Origin of the sequence: Saccharospirillum sp. (assembly GCF_040881935.1) — a bacterium.
GTDB lineage: Bacteria > Pseudomonadota > Gammaproteobacteria > Pseudomonadales > Natronospirillaceae > Saccharospirillum.
In genome coordinates, this window is sequence record NZ_JBBECH010000005.1 from 17,362 (window position 1) to 33,075 (window position 15,714).

The 15,714-nt window shown below is 56.0% G+C and carries 15 protein-coding genes; 14 read left to right on the forward strand and 1 reads right to left on the reverse strand.

The window, feature by feature from the left end; all coding sequences use genetic code 11:
- Positions 1 to 339 precede the first annotated feature (339 nt).
- The 12 genes from WEB54_RS00375 (at position 340) to gorA (ending at position 12,435) form a co-directional block, all read left to right on the forward strand.
- Entirely contained in the window at positions 340 to 2,511 is a 2,172-nt protein-coding gene (locus WEB54_RS00375) for a response regulator (RefSeq protein ID WP_368052662.1), read from the forward strand.
- A gap of 136 nt (positions 2,512 to 2,647) precedes the next feature.
- On the forward strand, positions 2,648 to 4,141 hold the full coding sequence (gene gspE / locus WEB54_RS00380) for a type II secretion system ATPase GspE (protein WP_368052663.1): 1,494 nt from the start codon (positions 2,648 to 2,650) through the stop codon (positions 4,139 to 4,141).
- Between the two features lie 3 nt (positions 4,142 to 4,144).
- Entirely contained in the window at positions 4,145 to 5,356 is a 1,212-nt protein-coding gene (gspF, locus tag WEB54_RS00385) for a type II secretion system inner membrane protein GspF (RefSeq protein WP_368052664.1), read from the forward strand.
- Positions 5,357 to 5,362: 6 nt separating this feature from the next.
- Complete coding sequence (gene gspG / locus WEB54_RS00390; protein WP_368052665.1) at positions 5,363 to 5,818, forward strand: type II secretion system major pseudopilin GspG; 456 nt, start codon at positions 5,363 to 5,365, stop codon at positions 5,816 to 5,818.
- A complete protein-coding gene (locus WEB54_RS00395; RefSeq protein ID WP_368052666.1) occupies positions 5,815 to 6,378 on the forward strand; it encodes a type II secretion system protein in 564 nt (187 codons plus the stop codon). Before gspG ends, WEB54_RS00395 begins: the two co-directional genes overlap by 4 nt.
- Complete coding sequence (gene gspI / locus WEB54_RS00400) at positions 6,368 to 6,742, forward strand: type II secretion system minor pseudopilin GspI (protein ID WP_368052667.1); 375 nt, start codon at positions 6,368 to 6,370, stop codon at positions 6,740 to 6,742. The genes WEB54_RS00395 and gspI overlap by 11 nt, the downstream gene beginning before the upstream one ends.
- Complete coding sequence (locus WEB54_RS00405) at positions 6,739 to 7,455, forward strand: type II secretion system protein GspJ (protein ID WP_368052668.1); 717 nt, start codon at positions 6,739 to 6,741, stop codon at positions 7,453 to 7,455. Before gspI ends, WEB54_RS00405 begins: the two co-directional genes overlap by 4 nt.
- Positions 7,445 to 8,404, forward strand: coding sequence for a type II secretion system minor pseudopilin GspK (gene gspK / locus WEB54_RS00410; protein ID WP_368052670.1), 960 nt, complete (start codon positions 7,445 to 7,447; stop codon positions 8,402 to 8,404). Before WEB54_RS00405 ends, gspK begins: the two co-directional genes overlap by 11 nt.
- A 16-nt stretch (positions 8,405 to 8,420) precedes the next feature.
- Entirely contained in the window at positions 8,421 to 9,680 is a 1,260-nt protein-coding gene (gene gspL, locus WEB54_RS00415; protein ID WP_368052671.1) for a type II secretion system protein GspL, read from the forward strand.
- Entirely contained in the window at positions 9,677 to 10,177 is a 501-nt protein-coding gene (gene gspM / locus WEB54_RS00420; protein ID WP_368052672.1) for a type II secretion system protein GspM, read from the forward strand. Before gspL ends, gspM begins: the two co-directional genes overlap by 4 nt.
- Positions 10,178 to 10,281: 104 nt before the next feature.
- Positions 10,282 to 10,938 carry a GNAT family N-acetyltransferase gene (locus WEB54_RS00425; protein ID WP_368052673.1) on the forward strand — a complete coding sequence of 219 codons (657 nt, stop codon included), beginning with the start codon at positions 10,282 to 10,284 and terminating at the stop codon, positions 10,936 to 10,938.
- Positions 10,939 to 11,043: 105 nt separating this feature from the next.
- Entirely contained in the window at positions 11,044 to 12,435 is a 1,392-nt protein-coding gene (gorA, locus tag WEB54_RS00430; RefSeq protein ID WP_368052674.1) for a glutathione-disulfide reductase, read from the forward strand.
- Here the strand turns inward: gorA and WEB54_RS00435 are convergent.
- The gene (locus tag WEB54_RS00435) at positions 12,432 to 13,691 is read right to left on the reverse strand and encodes a tyrosine-type recombinase/integrase (protein WP_368052675.1); all 1,260 of its coding nucleotides are present in this window, start codon (positions 13,689 to 13,691) and stop codon (positions 12,432 to 12,434) included. The two genes, gorA and WEB54_RS00435, sit on opposite strands and share 4 nt — an antisense overlap.
- A 153-nt stretch (positions 13,692 to 13,844) precedes the next feature.
- Here WEB54_RS00435 and WEB54_RS00440 point away from each other — a divergent pair, with 153 nt between their 5' ends.
- Together WEB54_RS00440 and WEB54_RS00445 are read left to right on the forward strand one after the other, a co-directional pair.
- A complete protein-coding gene (locus WEB54_RS00440) occupies positions 13,845 to 15,002 on the forward strand; it encodes a sensor histidine kinase (protein WP_368052676.1) in 1,158 nt (385 codons plus the stop codon).
- Positions 14,999 to 15,655: a response regulator gene (locus tag WEB54_RS00445; RefSeq protein ID WP_368052677.1), complete on the forward strand. Its 657-nt coding sequence runs from the start codon at positions 14,999 to 15,001 to the stop codon at positions 15,653 to 15,655. Before WEB54_RS00440 ends, WEB54_RS00445 begins: the two co-directional genes overlap by 4 nt.
- Positions 15,656 to 15,714: the final 59 nt, after the last annotated feature.

The window sequence follows — 15,714 nt, forward strand, 5'->3', positions numbered from 1 at the left end:
GGCTTGCCGGGTTTTTTTAAATTCAAGTTTCAGAGTTGGCAACCAACTGAGTGTTAGGTGCCGGGTGTACCTATCTGGGGATGTTTGAGGCATGGACTAAAACGCCTGGAGCGTTTTAGCATGAGCGCAGCGAGCCCGAAGGGTGAATCCCATGGATGGGATTCATATCCCGAAGCCTAGGCCCCATGGAGGGGTTCACGCCGACCCCAGATAGGTATACCCGGTGCCTGACACGGACTCCAGGCACTAATGGATATTTGGCCTGCTTACGGTTGGGCAGCAGGCCAACAGAGGGTATAGTTGCGATCTTTGCAGGCGCTTAGCGTCGGATGAATATCTATGAGTTGGTTTTTCACGCCGCAGCACAAAGCACAAAAAGATCGGGCGATTCTTAAGCGTATCGATGAAACCCTGAGCCGGCAAGGACTGCCCAGTGCCGTTCTGCATTTTGTGGTGTTTCTGTTGTTGGAATGGCAATGGCTGACGGTTGGGCCGACGCCCAATACCAGTTACGTGTTTGGCCTGGCGCTGGTTATTATGGCAGCCTGGCGGTTTATCATGATTGCCCAGTTTTCTGAATGGTACGCCCGTGGCCCGGCTCGCTGGCGCGATACCTTCATCCTTTCTGGTTTTATGCATGCTGGTGTCTGGACAGCTTACCTGATTTACCGCCTCGATGGGCCGGAGCACACCATTGCCTTACTCGGTCTGCTTTACACCCTGTCTGTTGCCGCCGGTGGGACCTTCGTCTATTCCCTCTATGGCCGTACCGTACGCGTGTATCTGGCGGTGCTGCTGCTTCCCATTGGCCTCTATTACCTGATTCGTGGAACGTCGCCAGCGCACCTCTGGATCGGGCTGGCATTTGTGGCCGTTTATTTCTATCTGGTTAGCACCGCCGGTCGTGTCTCGGAGCTGGTCTGGAGTTTTCTCACCCACAACCATGAGCTAAAAGTGCGTCTTAAGACGCTCGAAGAAGCGCGTGAGGAAAATGTGTTGCAGGCCACGACCAACCGGCGCTTTGTCAATCAGCTGTTGCACCGGGTAAAAACACCGTTGAGTGGTTTGCTGGGCGTGCTCGGCATGCTCAGCCACGATGAGCAGTCGACCGAGCATCAGGGCATGCTCAGCATAGCCCGGCGCAGCGGACGCTCCATTCTGGATCTGGTGACTGACCTGGAAGCCTTTATCGAGCAGCGCGATCAATCCCGGGTGCCTCAGTCGATTGTGTTCAACCTGCGCAAAACGCTGGAACACGCCTTAACAGACATGGGTAGCAAGGCCCATGAACATGGACTGGAACTGGCGTATCTGTACCACCCATTGGTTCCGGAACGGATAGAGCTAGATCCGCAATGGCTGTCCAACGCCTTTCGCCGCCTGCTGGATTTTGCACTCGACAGCGCGGAGGAGGGTGAGATCACGGTTCGCATCGCGATGGATGGCGAAACCGAGCAGGGTCAGGATCAGTTGTTATTGTCGTTCTACTTCATCAACACCGAAGTCAGTGATGATGATTTGCGCGCTGCGATTAACCGCAACATGAACACCCTGCCAGAAGACGAAGATGTGTCCGATCAGCTGACGCTGATGGTTGCAGCAGCACAGTTCAAGTCGATGGACGCCAGGCTCACTGTCTCGTCAAAGCAAGATCTCAGAAAGATTGTGGTTTCATTACCCATACAGGCAACCTCCCAGCAAGCCAGTTCCTTTCGCCCGGCCAAATATATGGCTGGCCGGACCATTACGCTGATCGATTTGAGCCCCGTCACCGAGCGTGCCCTCAGTGCTGAGTTCTACAGCTGGGACATGACGGTGTCTACCTGGACGATGGAGCGGTTACTGGAAGATGACACCATTCAGCCAACCGATTTTATCCTGATAAACTTGCCCGTGGAGGACGCGCGTGCCCAAAGTTATCTCGAACAGGTAAAGCTACTTCAAAGCCGGTTGCAAACGGAGGCGCCACAGACCACTGTATTCCTATATGCCTCCCAGCTGCAGCGCGGCTTGCTGGCGGATATGGAAGGTGGTTTTCGATTTATCGAAAAACCGGCGGCCCGGGATGAGTTGTTACAGATGCTACGGCAATCTCACGAGGCAACCCGGGTTGATGCCAACGTCGAATATCGATGTGAGAACGTGCGCGTTCTGCTGGCAGAAGACAATATGGTCAACCAGAAAGTCGTGGTGCGTTTGTTGCGCCGCATGGGCGCACAGGTCGATACCTGTATAAATGGCCTCGAAGCGTCGCAACAGGCTATTCAGGATCCGCCCTATAATCTGGTGATTATGGATTGCCTGATGCCTCGTATGGATGGGTTGGAAGCAACGCGCATTATACGGCAACGGGAGATGGGGACGGGGGCTCATCTGCCCATCATCGCCCTGACCGGTGAAGACACACCCGAACAGGAACGAGCTTGCCTGGCGGCCGGTATGGACGATTTTATGACCAAACCGGTGACCAATGAGAACCTGATCACACTGATACAGCGATGGGTAGGTTGATGCCCCCGAAATGGATAATATTCTTCTGCGAATTCAAATGGTTACAGCCCGTGGCTAACGTCGGGCGCTGTCCCAGAATGAGCGACAGCCAACCGATGACCCCGGCACACGACGGTCTACAGTACAGGACACAGTAATGAATGCGGTACCCCAGGGCGTTACGGAACGACGCCTGCCTTTTACATTCGCCAAACGTCATGGCGTGGTTATCGATTATGACCATGCGGACGGGCCACGCTTGCTGTACCGGCCGGATGTGAATCTGAACGCGTTGCAGGAAGCGCAACGCCTGATGCAAGGCGTGTTTCCGCACCGGCAAGTGAATGAACAGGAATTCTCCGAGTACCTGAATCGCGCTTATCACACCGATTCCGACGACGCCATGCAGATGGTTGAGGGGCTGGGTGACACCATGGATCTGAGTTCACTGGCCAATTCAGTGCCGGAAACAGAAGATCTGATGGAGCAGGAAGACGATGCACCCATTATCCGGCTGATCAACGCCATTTTGTCGGAAGCGATTCGTGAGCAGGCATCGGACATCCACATCGAAACTTATGAAAAGCGGCTGTCGATCCGGTTCAGGGTCGATGGCGTATTGCGCGAAGTGGTGCAGCCAAAGCGGGCGTTGGCGCCGTTACTGGTGTCGCGTATCAAAGTCATGTCGCGTCTCGACATCGCTGAAAAACGCGTCCCGCAGGATGGCCGTATCGCATTGCGGGTCGCGGGTCGGGAAGTGGACTTGCGGGTCTCTACTATTCCCTCCAATCACGGTGAGCGGGTAGTGTTGCGTTTGCTCGACAAGCAGGCGGGGCGTCTTGATGTGAACCAGCTGGGTTTACATCCACGCGATTTGAAAACCATCAATGACCTGATTCAGCGGCCGCATGGCATCATTTTGGTAACCGGGCCTACGGGGTCAGGTAAAACCACGACGCTCTACGCGGCGTTACAATCGCTCAACAGCCACAGTCGCAATATCATGACGGTCGAAGACCCCATCGAATACAGTTTGCCGGGTGTCGGACAGACCCAGGTGAACACCAAAGTCGATATGACGTTCGCGCGCGGCCTGCGCGCCATTCTGCGTCAGGACCCGGATGTGGTGATGATCGGTGAAATTCGTGACTATGAAACGGCCGATATTGCCGTTCAGGCCAGTCTGACCGGTCACCTGGTGTTATCCACCCTGCACACCAACAGCGCAACTGGCGCCGTGACCCGGTTGCAAGACATGGGTATCGAACCGTTTTTGCTGGCATCGAGTCTGATTGGCCTGGTTTCCCAGCGCCTGGTCAGAACCCTGTGCCCGGATTGCAAAAAACCTTATCAACCGGACGAGGCTGAGTGCGAGTTCTTGGGAATACCTCTGGAATCGAGACCCACTATTTATCACGCTGCAGGGTGCTCAGCCTGTAAAAACACCGGTTATCGCGGACGCCTGGGTCTGTATGAGTTTATTCGTGTAGACGAAGGCATGCGCCAGCTGGTGCATGACCGGGCCGGTGACATCGACCTGGAACGTCACGCCCGCACCTTGTCGCCCAGCATATTGCAAGACGGTAAAGACAAGGTACTCGGTGGTTTGACCACCGTTGAGGAAGTACTGCGCGTGTATCGGAGCTATTAAACCATGGCGGCTTTCGAATACGCGGCTCTGGATGCAAAAGGCAAACGCCGCAAAGGCGTAATTGAGGCAGATAGCAGCCGCCAGGTGCGTCAGCAATTACGCGATAAAGGCTGGTTTCCAGTCGATGTCGAGCTGACCCAAAAGCGACAGTCCCGCTCGACCGGGCTGTTTGGGGGGCCTTCGGTATCGGTGGCGGATCTGGCATTGCTGACCCGACAGTTATCAACGCTGGTCGCTTCTGGCATGCCATTGGAAGAGTGCATTCGTGCCGTTGCGGAGCAATCTGAACGCGCCCGGGTGCGCAGTCTGATGCTCGGCGTTCGGGCGCGGGTCATGGAGGGGCATAGTCTGGCCCGTGCCCTGAGCGACTTTCCGCGTGCCTTTCCTCCGCTGTATCGGGCAACGGTTGATGCTGGTGAGCACAGTGGGCACCTGGATCGCGTCATGCTGCGCCTGGCCGACTATATGGAAGATCAGCAACGCACCCGCAAGCAAGTGCAGATGTCGTCCATCTATCCGGCGTTTCTGACGCTGGTGGCGGTGGGCATTGTGGTATTTTTGCTTAATTCTGTGGTACCAGACATCGTCGGCGTGTTTTCTTCTACCGGGGAAGCGCTGCCGGGGCCAACACGGGCATTATTGGCGGCCAGTGAATGGATACAAAACTGGTGGCTGGTGTCCTGTCTGGTCATTGTTGCCCTGGTGATTGCTTTGATGCTCTGGAACCGGGCACCACGCCGGCGCCGGGTCACCCATCGGGTGCTGTTGCGCCTGCCGCTGATAGGTCGCGTATCCCGGGGTTTTAATACCGCCCGCTTTATCAGCACGGTGGCCATTCTCTCCGGATCCGGAGTGCCGTTGGTCGAGGCCATGCGCATCTCGGCCGAGGTGGTTACCAATCTTGAAATTCGGGCACGCGTAAAGGAATCTGCGTTACGGGTGTCGGAAGGTGGCAGTCTGGGCAAGGCCCTGGCTGACGCCGGACACTTTCGGCCAATGATGTTGCACATGATCGCCAGTGGTGAAGCCAGTGGTGAGCTCGACAGCATGCTGCAACGCACGGCCGATGCCGAGGACCAGCAGGTCAAGGAACTCATCACCACCATTCTGGGGCTGTTCGAACCCTTGATGGTGTTGTTGATGGGGGGCATCGTGCTGATTATCGTATTAGCGATCGTACTGCCCATAATGGAAATGAACAGCTTTGTAGGTTAGGACACAATGATGAAACGCAAACCGAACACACGTATGCCGAACACGGGTAAGCAACAGGGTTTTACGCTGATCGAACTGATGGTGGTGCTGGTCATTCTCGGCGTATTGTTTGGTCTGGTCGTGCCCAATGTAACCGGTCGGGGCGATGAAGCCCGGGTGACCGGTGCCAAAACGGACATCAAAACCATTGAGAATGCGCTGGAGACCTACCGCCTGCACAACTCCCACTACCCCTCTACAGATCAGGGGCTGGGTGCGCTGGTGACCAAACCATCCGGCAACCCGGAACCACGCAACTGGCGTGGACCCTACCTGCGCCAGGCACCTACCGACCCCTGGGGCAGTGAATACGCCTATATCAATGACAGCAATAACAATTTTGAGGTCATTTCCTACGGTGCGGATGGTCAGCCAGGTGGCGACGATCTGGATCAGGATATTTCGTCCAACGATACGGAATGAAACCGACCCGTCGAGTTTACAGCAGCGCGCACAACCGGGGCTTCTCGCTGCTGGAGTTGATGGTGGTGATTGTCATTATCGGCATCGCGGCGGGTGCGGTGCGTCTGGCGGTTACCAGTAACGACCCGGTACAGGAACTGGAGCAAGCCGCTGGCCAGTTTGCTTACCGAATGGAACGTATTCAAGACCAGGTGCTGCTCAGTAACCGCGAACGCGGCCTGGTATTTGTTCAGGACGGCGTCTATCAACTGGAATGGCAAGAGGGCGATGAAACGCTCGGTGAGCCGGACATCGTCTGGTCGCTGGTGGAAGAGACCAGGCTGTGGGGTGTCTCTGAGGACATTCAGTTGAATTTAACACTCGATAATCAATGGGTTGAACTCAACCAGGCCCTGCCCACAGAGCAATTTGCGCTGGAGCCGCATGTCATCCTGCTGCCTTCGGAAGACTACACCCCCGCCTACGATCTTGTGCTCAGCCTGACGGACAGTACCAACGATGAAGTCCGGGTGCGGGCCGATGGCTTTAACTCGCCAGAGGTCCTGCGTGATGAACGCTGAACGCGGCTTTACTCTGATCGAAGTCATGGTTGCACTGGCTATTTTCGCGGTGATGGCAGGTGCGGTCTCACTGGCCAATACCCAGAACCTGATGTCCGCGCGCCAGATTCAGGAACAAACCCAGGCGCGCTGGGTGAACGATACCGTGCTGAGTCAACTGCGCATGAGCGCGCTGCCAGACCCCGGCACCCAAACTGAGCAGGTCAGTTTCAACAAGCAGTCGTGGCGAGTTGAAGTAACGGTCACCGCCGTCGAGATGGAACTCCTGGGTCCGTATTTGCGGCGGGTCGAATTGCGTGCCTTTCCTCCTGGCAGCGAGTCGTCGGTCGATGCACTGATCGCGGTGCTGGGGGCAACCCCATGACCATGCCTGGCCGCCATTCCGGTTTTACCCTGATCGAACTGCTGATTGCGATGGCCATTTCGGCCATCCTCGCTGTAGGCACTTACTATCTGGTACAGGTATCACGTCAGACTCAGGATACCCTGGTCGTTCAGAACGAATACTATTCACAGCTGACCCGGGTAGTGCGTACGCTGGTCACCGATCTCCACCAGTGGGTGCCTGACCGTCCGGTCCGGGACCCTTTTGGAGACTATCAGGAGGCCATGCTGCTTGACCAGGATGCACTCTATCTGACCCGAAACGGCTGGGCTCTGAGCCGGTTTGTCGATATGGAGCGGTCCAGGTTGCAGCGAGTCAGTTACCAGTTGGCAGAGCAGGGCAGTGAACTGTGCCCTGAAGAACAGAACCGGCAGCAAGCAGAGTCCGGAGATCGACACTTTTGCCTGATTCGCAGCCAGCGTCAGCATCTGGATGACGACGGACGCCTCGAATGGCAACATCGGTTGCTGATGCGACCGGTGCAGTCGTTGCAATGGCAGTTTCTCGCTGAAATCGAGGGGCAGCAAAACTGGCTGAACACCTGGCCCCCCGAAGACCTGTTGAACGAGGACACGGTACCACGACTACTGGCGGTACAATTTGAACTGCAAACCGGACAGGACGATGCGGTGCGCCGCATGATTCGGGTACCCCAGAGTTACCAGGCATCGGAGGTAGCCGATGAAAGCTGAGCGCGGCTTTGCCCTGATCCAGGTTTTGCTGGTGTTCGCCATGCTGGCGATCATCGTTGCGCGGCTGCAATATGAGCAACGTATTCAGATCGAGCGGACCTATCAGTCGTTGTTTCTGAGCCAGGCACAGGCTTATATCGACAGCGCGGAAGACATCGCCCGTGTGGGTCTGGTATTGGACGTTAAGGACAACGAAACCGATCATCTGGGCGAACTCTGGAATCAGCCTGCAGTGTCATTTCCTGTGGATCAGGGCGTTATATCCCTGGAGATGAACGACCTGCAGGGCCGGTTCAATCTGAACGCCCTGCATCCAGCCGCTGCCAATCCCGAGGGTGCGGAAACCGGCCTGAAACGCCTGCTGCTGACTCTCGGGCTGGAAGAATCCATTGCCGACGAGCTGAGCGACTGGTTCGACCAGGATAGTGGCGCCGAGTTTAACTACGGTGATCAGGAACCGCCCTATACACCCTCTTTTCAGCCGATGGCGGACAGCAGTGAACTGCTGTTGCTAAAATCGGTAGATCGGGAAGCGTTGGCAACCTTGCAACCCTATGTAGCAGTCTTGCCGCCCAAGACAGAACTGAACATCAACACGGCACCGGCCGAAGTACTGATGACCATCGCCCCGTTTCTGAGTGAAAGCGACGTGGATACTTTCGTCCAGGAACGCGAGGAAGAACCTTATGAGTCGGTCGATGACCTGTTGAATCAGGCGGTATTCCAGGTTGAAGAAAATGAACAACCGGTGCCGCTGCTGAACGATCAACTGACCGTTCGGTCCGACTGGTTTACGTTATACGCTGAAGTGACACTGGACGGACGAACACTGACCCAAAGCAGCCATATACTGCGCGACGACGAGGCTGCTCGCATCGTGCTCAGATCCCAGGCCAGCACCGAAGCCAACCGGACGCCGGGCGATACCACCAAGGACGAAACCTTATGATTGCGCTGGAGTATTCATGAACGTGCAGATTTCGATTTTCTGGCAGGACCCAACGCACCTGAGGTGGCACTGGACCGATTCAGCCGAGGTCCAGGAGGGGCGCTGGGACGACGTGCAACTGCAACGTCAGAACCAGAATCTCGAGGGTGTCTCGACCCGCCTGTATTTGCCACATCAGGGGTTTACCGCGCTGCAGGTAACGGTGCCAGGTGGGGGGCGCCGGATCCCAGAAACGGTATTGCGGTTTGCCGCTGAAGAACAGCTGGCTCAAGACATCGACAGTTTGCACATTATCCCGCTGGCCAAACCCGGCCAGGGAACCTTGCCGGTGCTGGTCATCGAGACCCAGCGCCTGCGGGAGCTGCGAAAAACCCTGGCCGAGGGTGGCTTTAATCTGGTTCAGGCCTTCGATGCCGGTTACTGTCAGGTCAGCAAACCGGAAACTCAGGACGTCAGTATCGACGTCTCCCCGGACCGGGTACTTTGCCGTGCTGGCTGGGAACTTCACCAGATCCATCCAAACGGCTTTTCGCAATGGTTTGAGTTATGGAAACGCAGTCAGAACCTGGACGAAACACCCCTACAAATTATCCTGACCAGCCGCAGCGCAGACGATATTGGCCGGACACTGAAAACGGAACTGGAGGCGGCCGGAGACGACGTCAACTGGCAGGTTCAGGCGGAAACGGACCTGCCCGACTGGGATGAGACCGTGGTCGATACCCGCTACCAGGGCAACCTGATGACCGGCCCGTTTGCACTGCGTAAATCCAGCGGGCACAGCGCTTACTGGGTCCCTTCGGCGCTCGCGGCCAGTTTTTTTCTGGCCATATGGATCGTCCTGACGGTCAGCCAGGGCTGGCAGGACAAAGCCGAAGCCGAGTCTACCTGGACGGCCAGTGAGACCGTGTTCAAACAGGTATTTGGCCAGGACAAACGCATTCAGCGACCGCTGATGGTACGTGAGCTGGATAACCGGATTCAATCATTACAGCAGCCCGCCGACGCCGGGGGAGGCTCGGTTCTCGCGGCTATGGATGCACTGGGCACCCTCGATACCGGTTTGGTTTTGGAAGATTTTCGTTATCAGGCCAGCCGACAGGAAATGCTGTTTACCGTGATCCGTAATGGCGATGCCCAGGCTGACGCGTTTGGAGCGTTTGAACAGTTGAAGCGTAAGCTGGAGCAAGCCGGCTATAGCGTCGAGTACTCAGCCAGCCAGGATCGGGATACCGTGCGTGGCCGGTATCGCGCTACCCGGGAGGTGCAATCATGACCGTTCAGCTGACCACCTGGCTGGAACCGCTAACGATGCGCTGGCAAGGCCTGCCAACGCGCGATCGTCGCGCCTTATCCGTATTGCTGGTCACCGTCGGAGCGCTGGTGCTCTGGTTCGGTATTGTTAACCCGACTCTGGCATGGCGCGAGTCAACCCAGTCTGACCTGAGAGCGGCCGAAGAAACGTATCGGCAATTGGTTGAACGGGCACCGTTGGCCCTATCGACGGCGAATAACAACACCCAGTCGCCAGTGGCGGGGGGCGGTTCACTGAACGCAGTGGTGCGCAACCAGGCCAACCGGTTTGGTGTGGTGATACAAAGCTTTGAACCGGATGGCGAGCACATTCGTGTTCGGGTAGACAGCGTACGCTTTACCAGCCTGATGCATTGGCTGGGTGCTCTGGAAGCCCAGGACATCGACGCCGCCCAACTGACACTGGAAGCAACCGACCGGGCCGGGCAGGTTTCGGTACAGGCCAGCTTCAGTCGCTGATCTGGATCATTTCATCCCTGGCTGAATACTGGCAAAATAACGGCCGGTATGTCTCGCTATGATCAGCAATATAAACATAATCATTCAGAGGGCATGGAGTCAGTATGGCGGCTATGGATCTAAACGACGTCGAAGTCATGGCGCTGGATGAACGTTGCAGTCGCCAGGCACGGTCGCTGTTGTATCATTCTTATAAAGACGAACCTACGTTCAACTATTTGCTCGACAGCAGTCGCCCTGGCTACAAACAACGTATACGGGCGACCATTCGCGAACTGATTCACCTCCATTTTGAACGCGGTGAAACCGTGTTGGGCGTTGTCCACAAGCAGGATCGCAGGGTGCTTGGGGTGGCGTTTGTCAGTGATGTCGGGTTGAAAATGGATATTTCTCGTCAGTTTCTGTGGCGCTTGAAAATGACATTGACTGCGGGTTTTGAAAGCACGCGTCGTTACATTCAATACTTTAACGATGTCCAAAGCAGTTTGCCCAACATGGCCCACCGAACGGTGAGCCTGATCGGCATACACCCCGAGTTCCAAAAACAGGGCCTGGGTCGCTTACTTATGGAAACCGTGCATCAACAGGTCAGTAATGATGCCCAGTCGATCGGCGTTTTTCTGGATACCGGTAACAACCGCTATCTGACCTTCTATGAAACCCTCGGCTACGAGCGTTTCGCCGACATCAAGATGGGCACCGACCTGACTGAAGTCGTCCTGTTTCGGGCAAATCCCAATTATGTCGAGGCGGCTGCTTAGGGGATGATTGAGCTACGAGCTAACAGTAAACGACTCATAGCTAATAGCTAACAGCTCAAAAAACCGGCTTAACCGGTTTTTTTCATATTTGAATCGGGAAATACTATGACTACTTCACCTAATGACTACGACCTCATCGTTATCGGCGCTGGCTCCGGCGGTGTTAGGGCGGCTCGCATGGCGGCGACAAAAGGCGGGCGCGTCGCTGTTATTGAATCCCGGTATCTGGGCGGAACTTGCGTTAACGTGGGGTGTGTGCCGAAGAAGCTCTTTGTATATGCTTCTGAATTCTCCCAAGCCTTCAAAGATTCGGCTGGTTATGGCTACACGGTAGACAAAAAACCTGAGTTTGACTGGCCCACGCTGCGGGACAATAAAACCAATGAAATTAAACGATTAAATGGGGTTTATGATGGTTTATTGAACCGTGCCGGGGTCGATATTATCCATGGCCATGGCCGGTTTATCGATGATCACACCGTGGCCGTGGGTGACCGCGAAATCCGCGCCGCCAACATTCTGATCGCGACCGGCAGTTGGCCGGTTATGCCTGAGATCGACGGGGCCGAACACATTATCAGCTCCAATGAAGTGTTTTACCTCGACACCTTCCCGCAGGATGTCATCGTAATCGGCGGCGGCTATATCGCCGTCGAATTCGCGGGCATTTTCAATGGCCTGGGCGCGAAAACGCACTTGGTACACCGCGGTGAACCCGTCTTGCGTGGTTTTGACGACGATATTCGTGAATTTGTCTCCAGTGAACTGGAGCAGGCTGGCATTCAACTGCTCTATAACCGTGAGATTTCCCGGGTCGAGATACTGGGCACCGGTCGGTACCGGGCAACGCTGTCCGATGGCAGCGTACGCGAGACCGATCTCATCGTCAGCGCGATTGGTCGCCGCCCCTTACTTGACGGCCTTGATATTGATAAAGCCGGCGTTGAGGCCGCATCCGCCGGGCATCTGGAGGTGAATGAACATTACCAGACCAATGTTCGGCACATTTTTGCACTGGGCGATGTGATTGGCCGGGTACAGCTGACACCGGTGGCTCTGGCTGAAGGCATGTACGTTGCCGATTATCTGTTCGGCGATGTGCCCGGAGCGGTCGATTATGATCGGATCCCAACCGCCGTCTTTTGCCAGCCCAACATTGGTACCGTCGGCTTGACGGAAGCTGAGGCAGCAAAACGCTACGAGCGAGTAGAAGTCTATGAGGCCAATTTCAAAGCTATGAAAAACACGCTTTCCGGAAACCCGGAGCGAACCCTGATGAAGCTACTGGTGGACTGCGACTCGCGCGCGGTGATCGGAGCTCATATGGTGGGCGAGAGTGCCGCTGAAATCATTCAGGGACTGGCGGTTGCGATGACAGCGGGTGCGACCAAAGCTGACTTTGACCGCACCATCGGTATTCACCCCACAGCCGCAGAAGAATTCGTGACCATGCGCTCCCCGGCGAGGATCATCGGTCGAGATCGTGAAGATGATTAAACCGGGCTGATTTTCTTGCCCCGGGCCGAGTTGTGGCGCGCTTGGCGCTCGACATCGATGTAGCGATCGGTGATGGCGCTGGAGCCGTGGCCCGCATCATCGCGAACGTGCTCTCTGGGCCGTAATTTAACGTCTTCGGAAATACCAGTGTGGCGTAACCAGTGCACGGTTGCGGCCTGCAGGGCATCGGCCTCCTCGGGTTCGCTCTGGGCTCTGAGGCGCTCGATGGCCCGGTCAAAACAGTCCTGAACAATAAAGCGTATTTGCCTTGTACTGCTGATGCCGCCTTTGCCGCGAAGTTTCGGGATCAGTGGGCTTGACTCACCGGGTAATGGCAAGGGTGTCATGCCCAGATATTCCCGGAACCGCCTCAGCGCATCGAGCATGGCATCCGACACCGAGATATCGCGCTCCTTATTGCCCTTGCCGACTGTGGTAAACCACCAGTTGCCCTGGGTATCCTTGTGAAAGTCGCCCATGCTGGGTTGCCAGCGGTCTGACTCGGCCAGTTCCGAGATTCGCAAATACATGCCGAACAGACAGCTCATGATAAACAGAGCGCGCTCGAAACGCGGAGGGTCTTCCGGCAGGGCCTGATCCATGGCGTTCAGCACCTCATGCCACTGGGCTTCCGACAACCGCCGAATGGCCTGTGAACCCTGGCGTTTACGCAGAAACTTACCCTTTTGACGAATCTGGGCGACCGGGTTCAGGTCAACATGTTCTTCCTGGATCAGGTAATTGAAATAGGTGCTTAACACTGAAAAAATCGCCTGCAGCCCACTCTGGCTCAGCACATAGGCTTTCGGGTCGGCCGCTACGCCCAGTTTATGGTCGCGTTTGGATACTTTTGCCACAAAAGGGCGCCAGTCCGGGTTAATCGCCCGTTCACCGCCGGCGTTCAGGAAGCGGGCGACACTTTTGGTGCCGACCCAGTGCCGGGGCGGGTTTTGGCAAAATTCGACAAATTGCTCGATGTGCTGGCGTCGCACCTCAGCCAGCGATAACCCCTGTATAAGCCAGCACCACTGTACAAACCGCTCGATTTCCCGCCGATAACTGGCAAAGGTATCCGGGCTGCCCCGATAGCTGTACAGAAACTCGCTGGTGCGTTGCAGGTCGGCCTGCAGGTCCATGCTGCTGATGCGCGCTGCCTGTTCAAGGAAATCCCCGGGCGTCACCCGGTCCCGAAACGGGTTACCCATTTCACTCAGGTTATCAAACACCGGGCTGGGGGCCGGGTAGGGGGCGTTCAACAGGGGCTCTCCTCAAACGTTGGATGCAATCAGCGGGATTTTTGGCTTACCGGTTTCATTATCAGTGATTGAAGTATGCGCGAGCCGGACCGGCGCTGACAAGGTGACCTTCGGATGTGGGCGCCTCGCGGATCTCAGGATACACTACCCACCATGAAAAGATTCACATCACGACATGGCTTACCCGTACACTGCCTGACGCAATCGCTCGAGGGCGTTATGGGCTATATTGCCTGGGCTATTGTCTGCTACCTGACGCTGAGCAACGCGCCAGCTCATACTGAAGCCGGGCAGATTCGTCTGTTTGTTATTGTCGCCTTGTTACTGCTGTTCATCGTCGGGTTTTTCTACACCACCCGGGAACAGCAATACCAGCGTATGGATATGCGCATTCGGCAGCTGTCGTTTACCGTACAGTTTCTGGCGGTACTCGGCATACGCTTTGTTGCCGATTCCGGGGTGATCGCCATCTTGAGCGTCTCCCTGGCGGCGCAACTGCCGTTTCTGATGTCCCGATCGGTCTCTTATTTGACCGTTCTGGTTCTGGTGTTGATCGATCTGGCGTTTATCTGGGGCGAGCCTGATGCCATCATCTGGACGGCCCTGGGTGCTGCCTTTCATGTGTTCGCCCTGTTGATGAGCCAGCGTGTTATACAGGAACAGGAGGCGCGCGATCAGATCACCATTCTGAACCGGGAATTACTTGCGACTCAGGCCTTGCTGGAAGAGTCGGCAAAACAAACCGAACGCATCCGCATCGCCCGGGATTTGCACGATGGTCTGGGCCATCACCTGACCGCCCTGATCCTGAAACTGCAATATCTGACCTACACGACCGAGGGTGAGACCCGCACCCGAATTGAGGAAACACACCAGCTATCGCGCCTGTTACTGACCGATGTACGCAACACCGTCCACGAAATGCGTGGTGACTCCAGCATTCGCCTCAAGGAAGCGCTGGAAGCCCTGATTTCCCAAATCCCCCGGCTACGAATCAACCTGCGCATGGACGATAACATCAGCGTAGCGGACATCGAAGTGGCCGAAGCTCTGTTTCGCTGTATCCAGGAAGCCGTTACCAACACCCTTAAACACGGCAATGCCAGCGAGATGAACATTGAACTGCAGCACGGCGTGAATGACGTGGTACTGACCATTACCGATAACGGCGGTTGTCAGCTCGACTGGCGCGAAGGCGCGGGGTTACGAGGCATGCGTGAGCGCATCGAAGCACTCAAAGGCAAGCTCGACGTCGCCTCGGGTTCCGGATTCAAACTCAACATCACCATTCCTGTTATGGAGTCGCTATGATCGAGTCAGTCAACGTCATGCTGGTCGACGACCAAACCCTGGTGCGCGAAGGCATCAAATCACTGCTGCAACTGGCTGGTCATATTAACATTCTGGGCGAAGCCAGCGATGGTGTGGAAGCGCTGGAGGCACTGAACACCCTCACGCCCGATGTCATTCTGATGGACATACGGATGCCGCGCCTCGACGGCATAGAGACCCTAAAAACCCTGACCGGTCAGGGCAATACTATTCCGGTCATCATCCTCACAACCTTCGATGACCATGAGCTGGTACTCAGTGCCATTCGCGCTGGTGCCCGTGGGTTTCTGCTCAAAGATGTATCGCTGGAGAGCCTGGTAGAAGCCATTGATGCAGTGCACCGTGGTGAAACCCTGATTCAGCCAGCCGTGACCGAACGGGTACTGAAAGGCTTTACCGAACTGCAAACCCAGACCAAAGTGGAACGGGACCCGGTTCAGGAATCGTTGACGCAGCGCGAAATTGAAATCGTGCGGCTTATGGCTGGCGGCTACAGCAACAAAGAGATCGCGCGCGCCATTTTTAAGTCTGAAGGTACGATCAAAAACCATGTCTCCAACATACTCGCCAAGCTGAATGTCCGGGATCGTACCCGGGCCGTATTGAAAGCACTGGAGCTGGGGTTGATCTGAATCAAGGCAGGAGTGTGTGAGACTTGTACCCTGAGGTGAAAGCCGCGATACTGACGCAA

Excerpts from the sequence above, each read along its gene's own strand:
- WEB54_RS00375 (WP_368052662.1), top strand. The coding sequence starts at position 340 with ATGAGTTGGTTTTTCACGCCGCAGCACAAAGCACAAAAAGATCGGGCG.
- gspE (WP_368052663.1), top strand. The coding sequence starts at position 2,648 with ATGAATGCGGTACCCCAGGGCGTTACGGAACGACGCCTGCCTTTTACA.
- gspF (WP_368052664.1), top strand. The coding sequence starts at position 4,145 with ATGGCGGCTTTCGAATACGCGGCTCTGGATGCAAAAGGCAAACGCCGC.
- gspG (WP_368052665.1), top strand. The coding sequence starts at position 5,363 with ATGATGAAACGCAAACCGAACACACGTATGCCGAACACGGGTAAGCAA.
- WEB54_RS00395 (WP_368052666.1), top strand. The coding sequence starts at position 5,815 with ATGAAACCGACCCGTCGAGTTTACAGCAGCGCGCACAACCGGGGCTTC.
- gspI (WP_368052667.1), top strand. The coding sequence starts at position 6,368 with ATGAACGCTGAACGCGGCTTTACTCTGATCGAAGTCATGGTTGCACTG.
- WEB54_RS00405 (WP_368052668.1), top strand. The coding sequence starts at position 6,739 with ATGACCATGCCTGGCCGCCATTCCGGTTTTACCCTGATCGAACTGCTG.
- gspK (WP_368052670.1), top strand. The coding sequence starts at position 7,445 with ATGAAAGCTGAGCGCGGCTTTGCCCTGATCCAGGTTTTGCTGGTGTTC.
- gspL (WP_368052671.1), top strand. The coding sequence starts at position 8,421 with ATGAACGTGCAGATTTCGATTTTCTGGCAGGACCCAACGCACCTGAGG.
- gspM (WP_368052672.1), top strand. The coding sequence starts at position 9,677 with ATGACCGTTCAGCTGACCACCTGGCTGGAACCGCTAACGATGCGCTGG.
- WEB54_RS00425 (WP_368052673.1), top strand. The coding sequence starts at position 10,282 with ATGGCGGCTATGGATCTAAACGACGTCGAAGTCATGGCGCTGGATGAA.
- gorA (WP_368052674.1), top strand. The coding sequence starts at position 11,044 with ATGACTACTTCACCTAATGACTACGACCTCATCGTTATCGGCGCTGGC.
- WEB54_RS00440 (WP_368052676.1), top strand. The coding sequence starts at position 13,845 with ATGAAAAGATTCACATCACGACATGGCTTACCCGTACACTGCCTGACG.
- WEB54_RS00445 (WP_368052677.1), top strand. The coding sequence starts at position 14,999 with ATGATCGAGTCAGTCAACGTCATGCTGGTCGACGACCAAACCCTGGTG.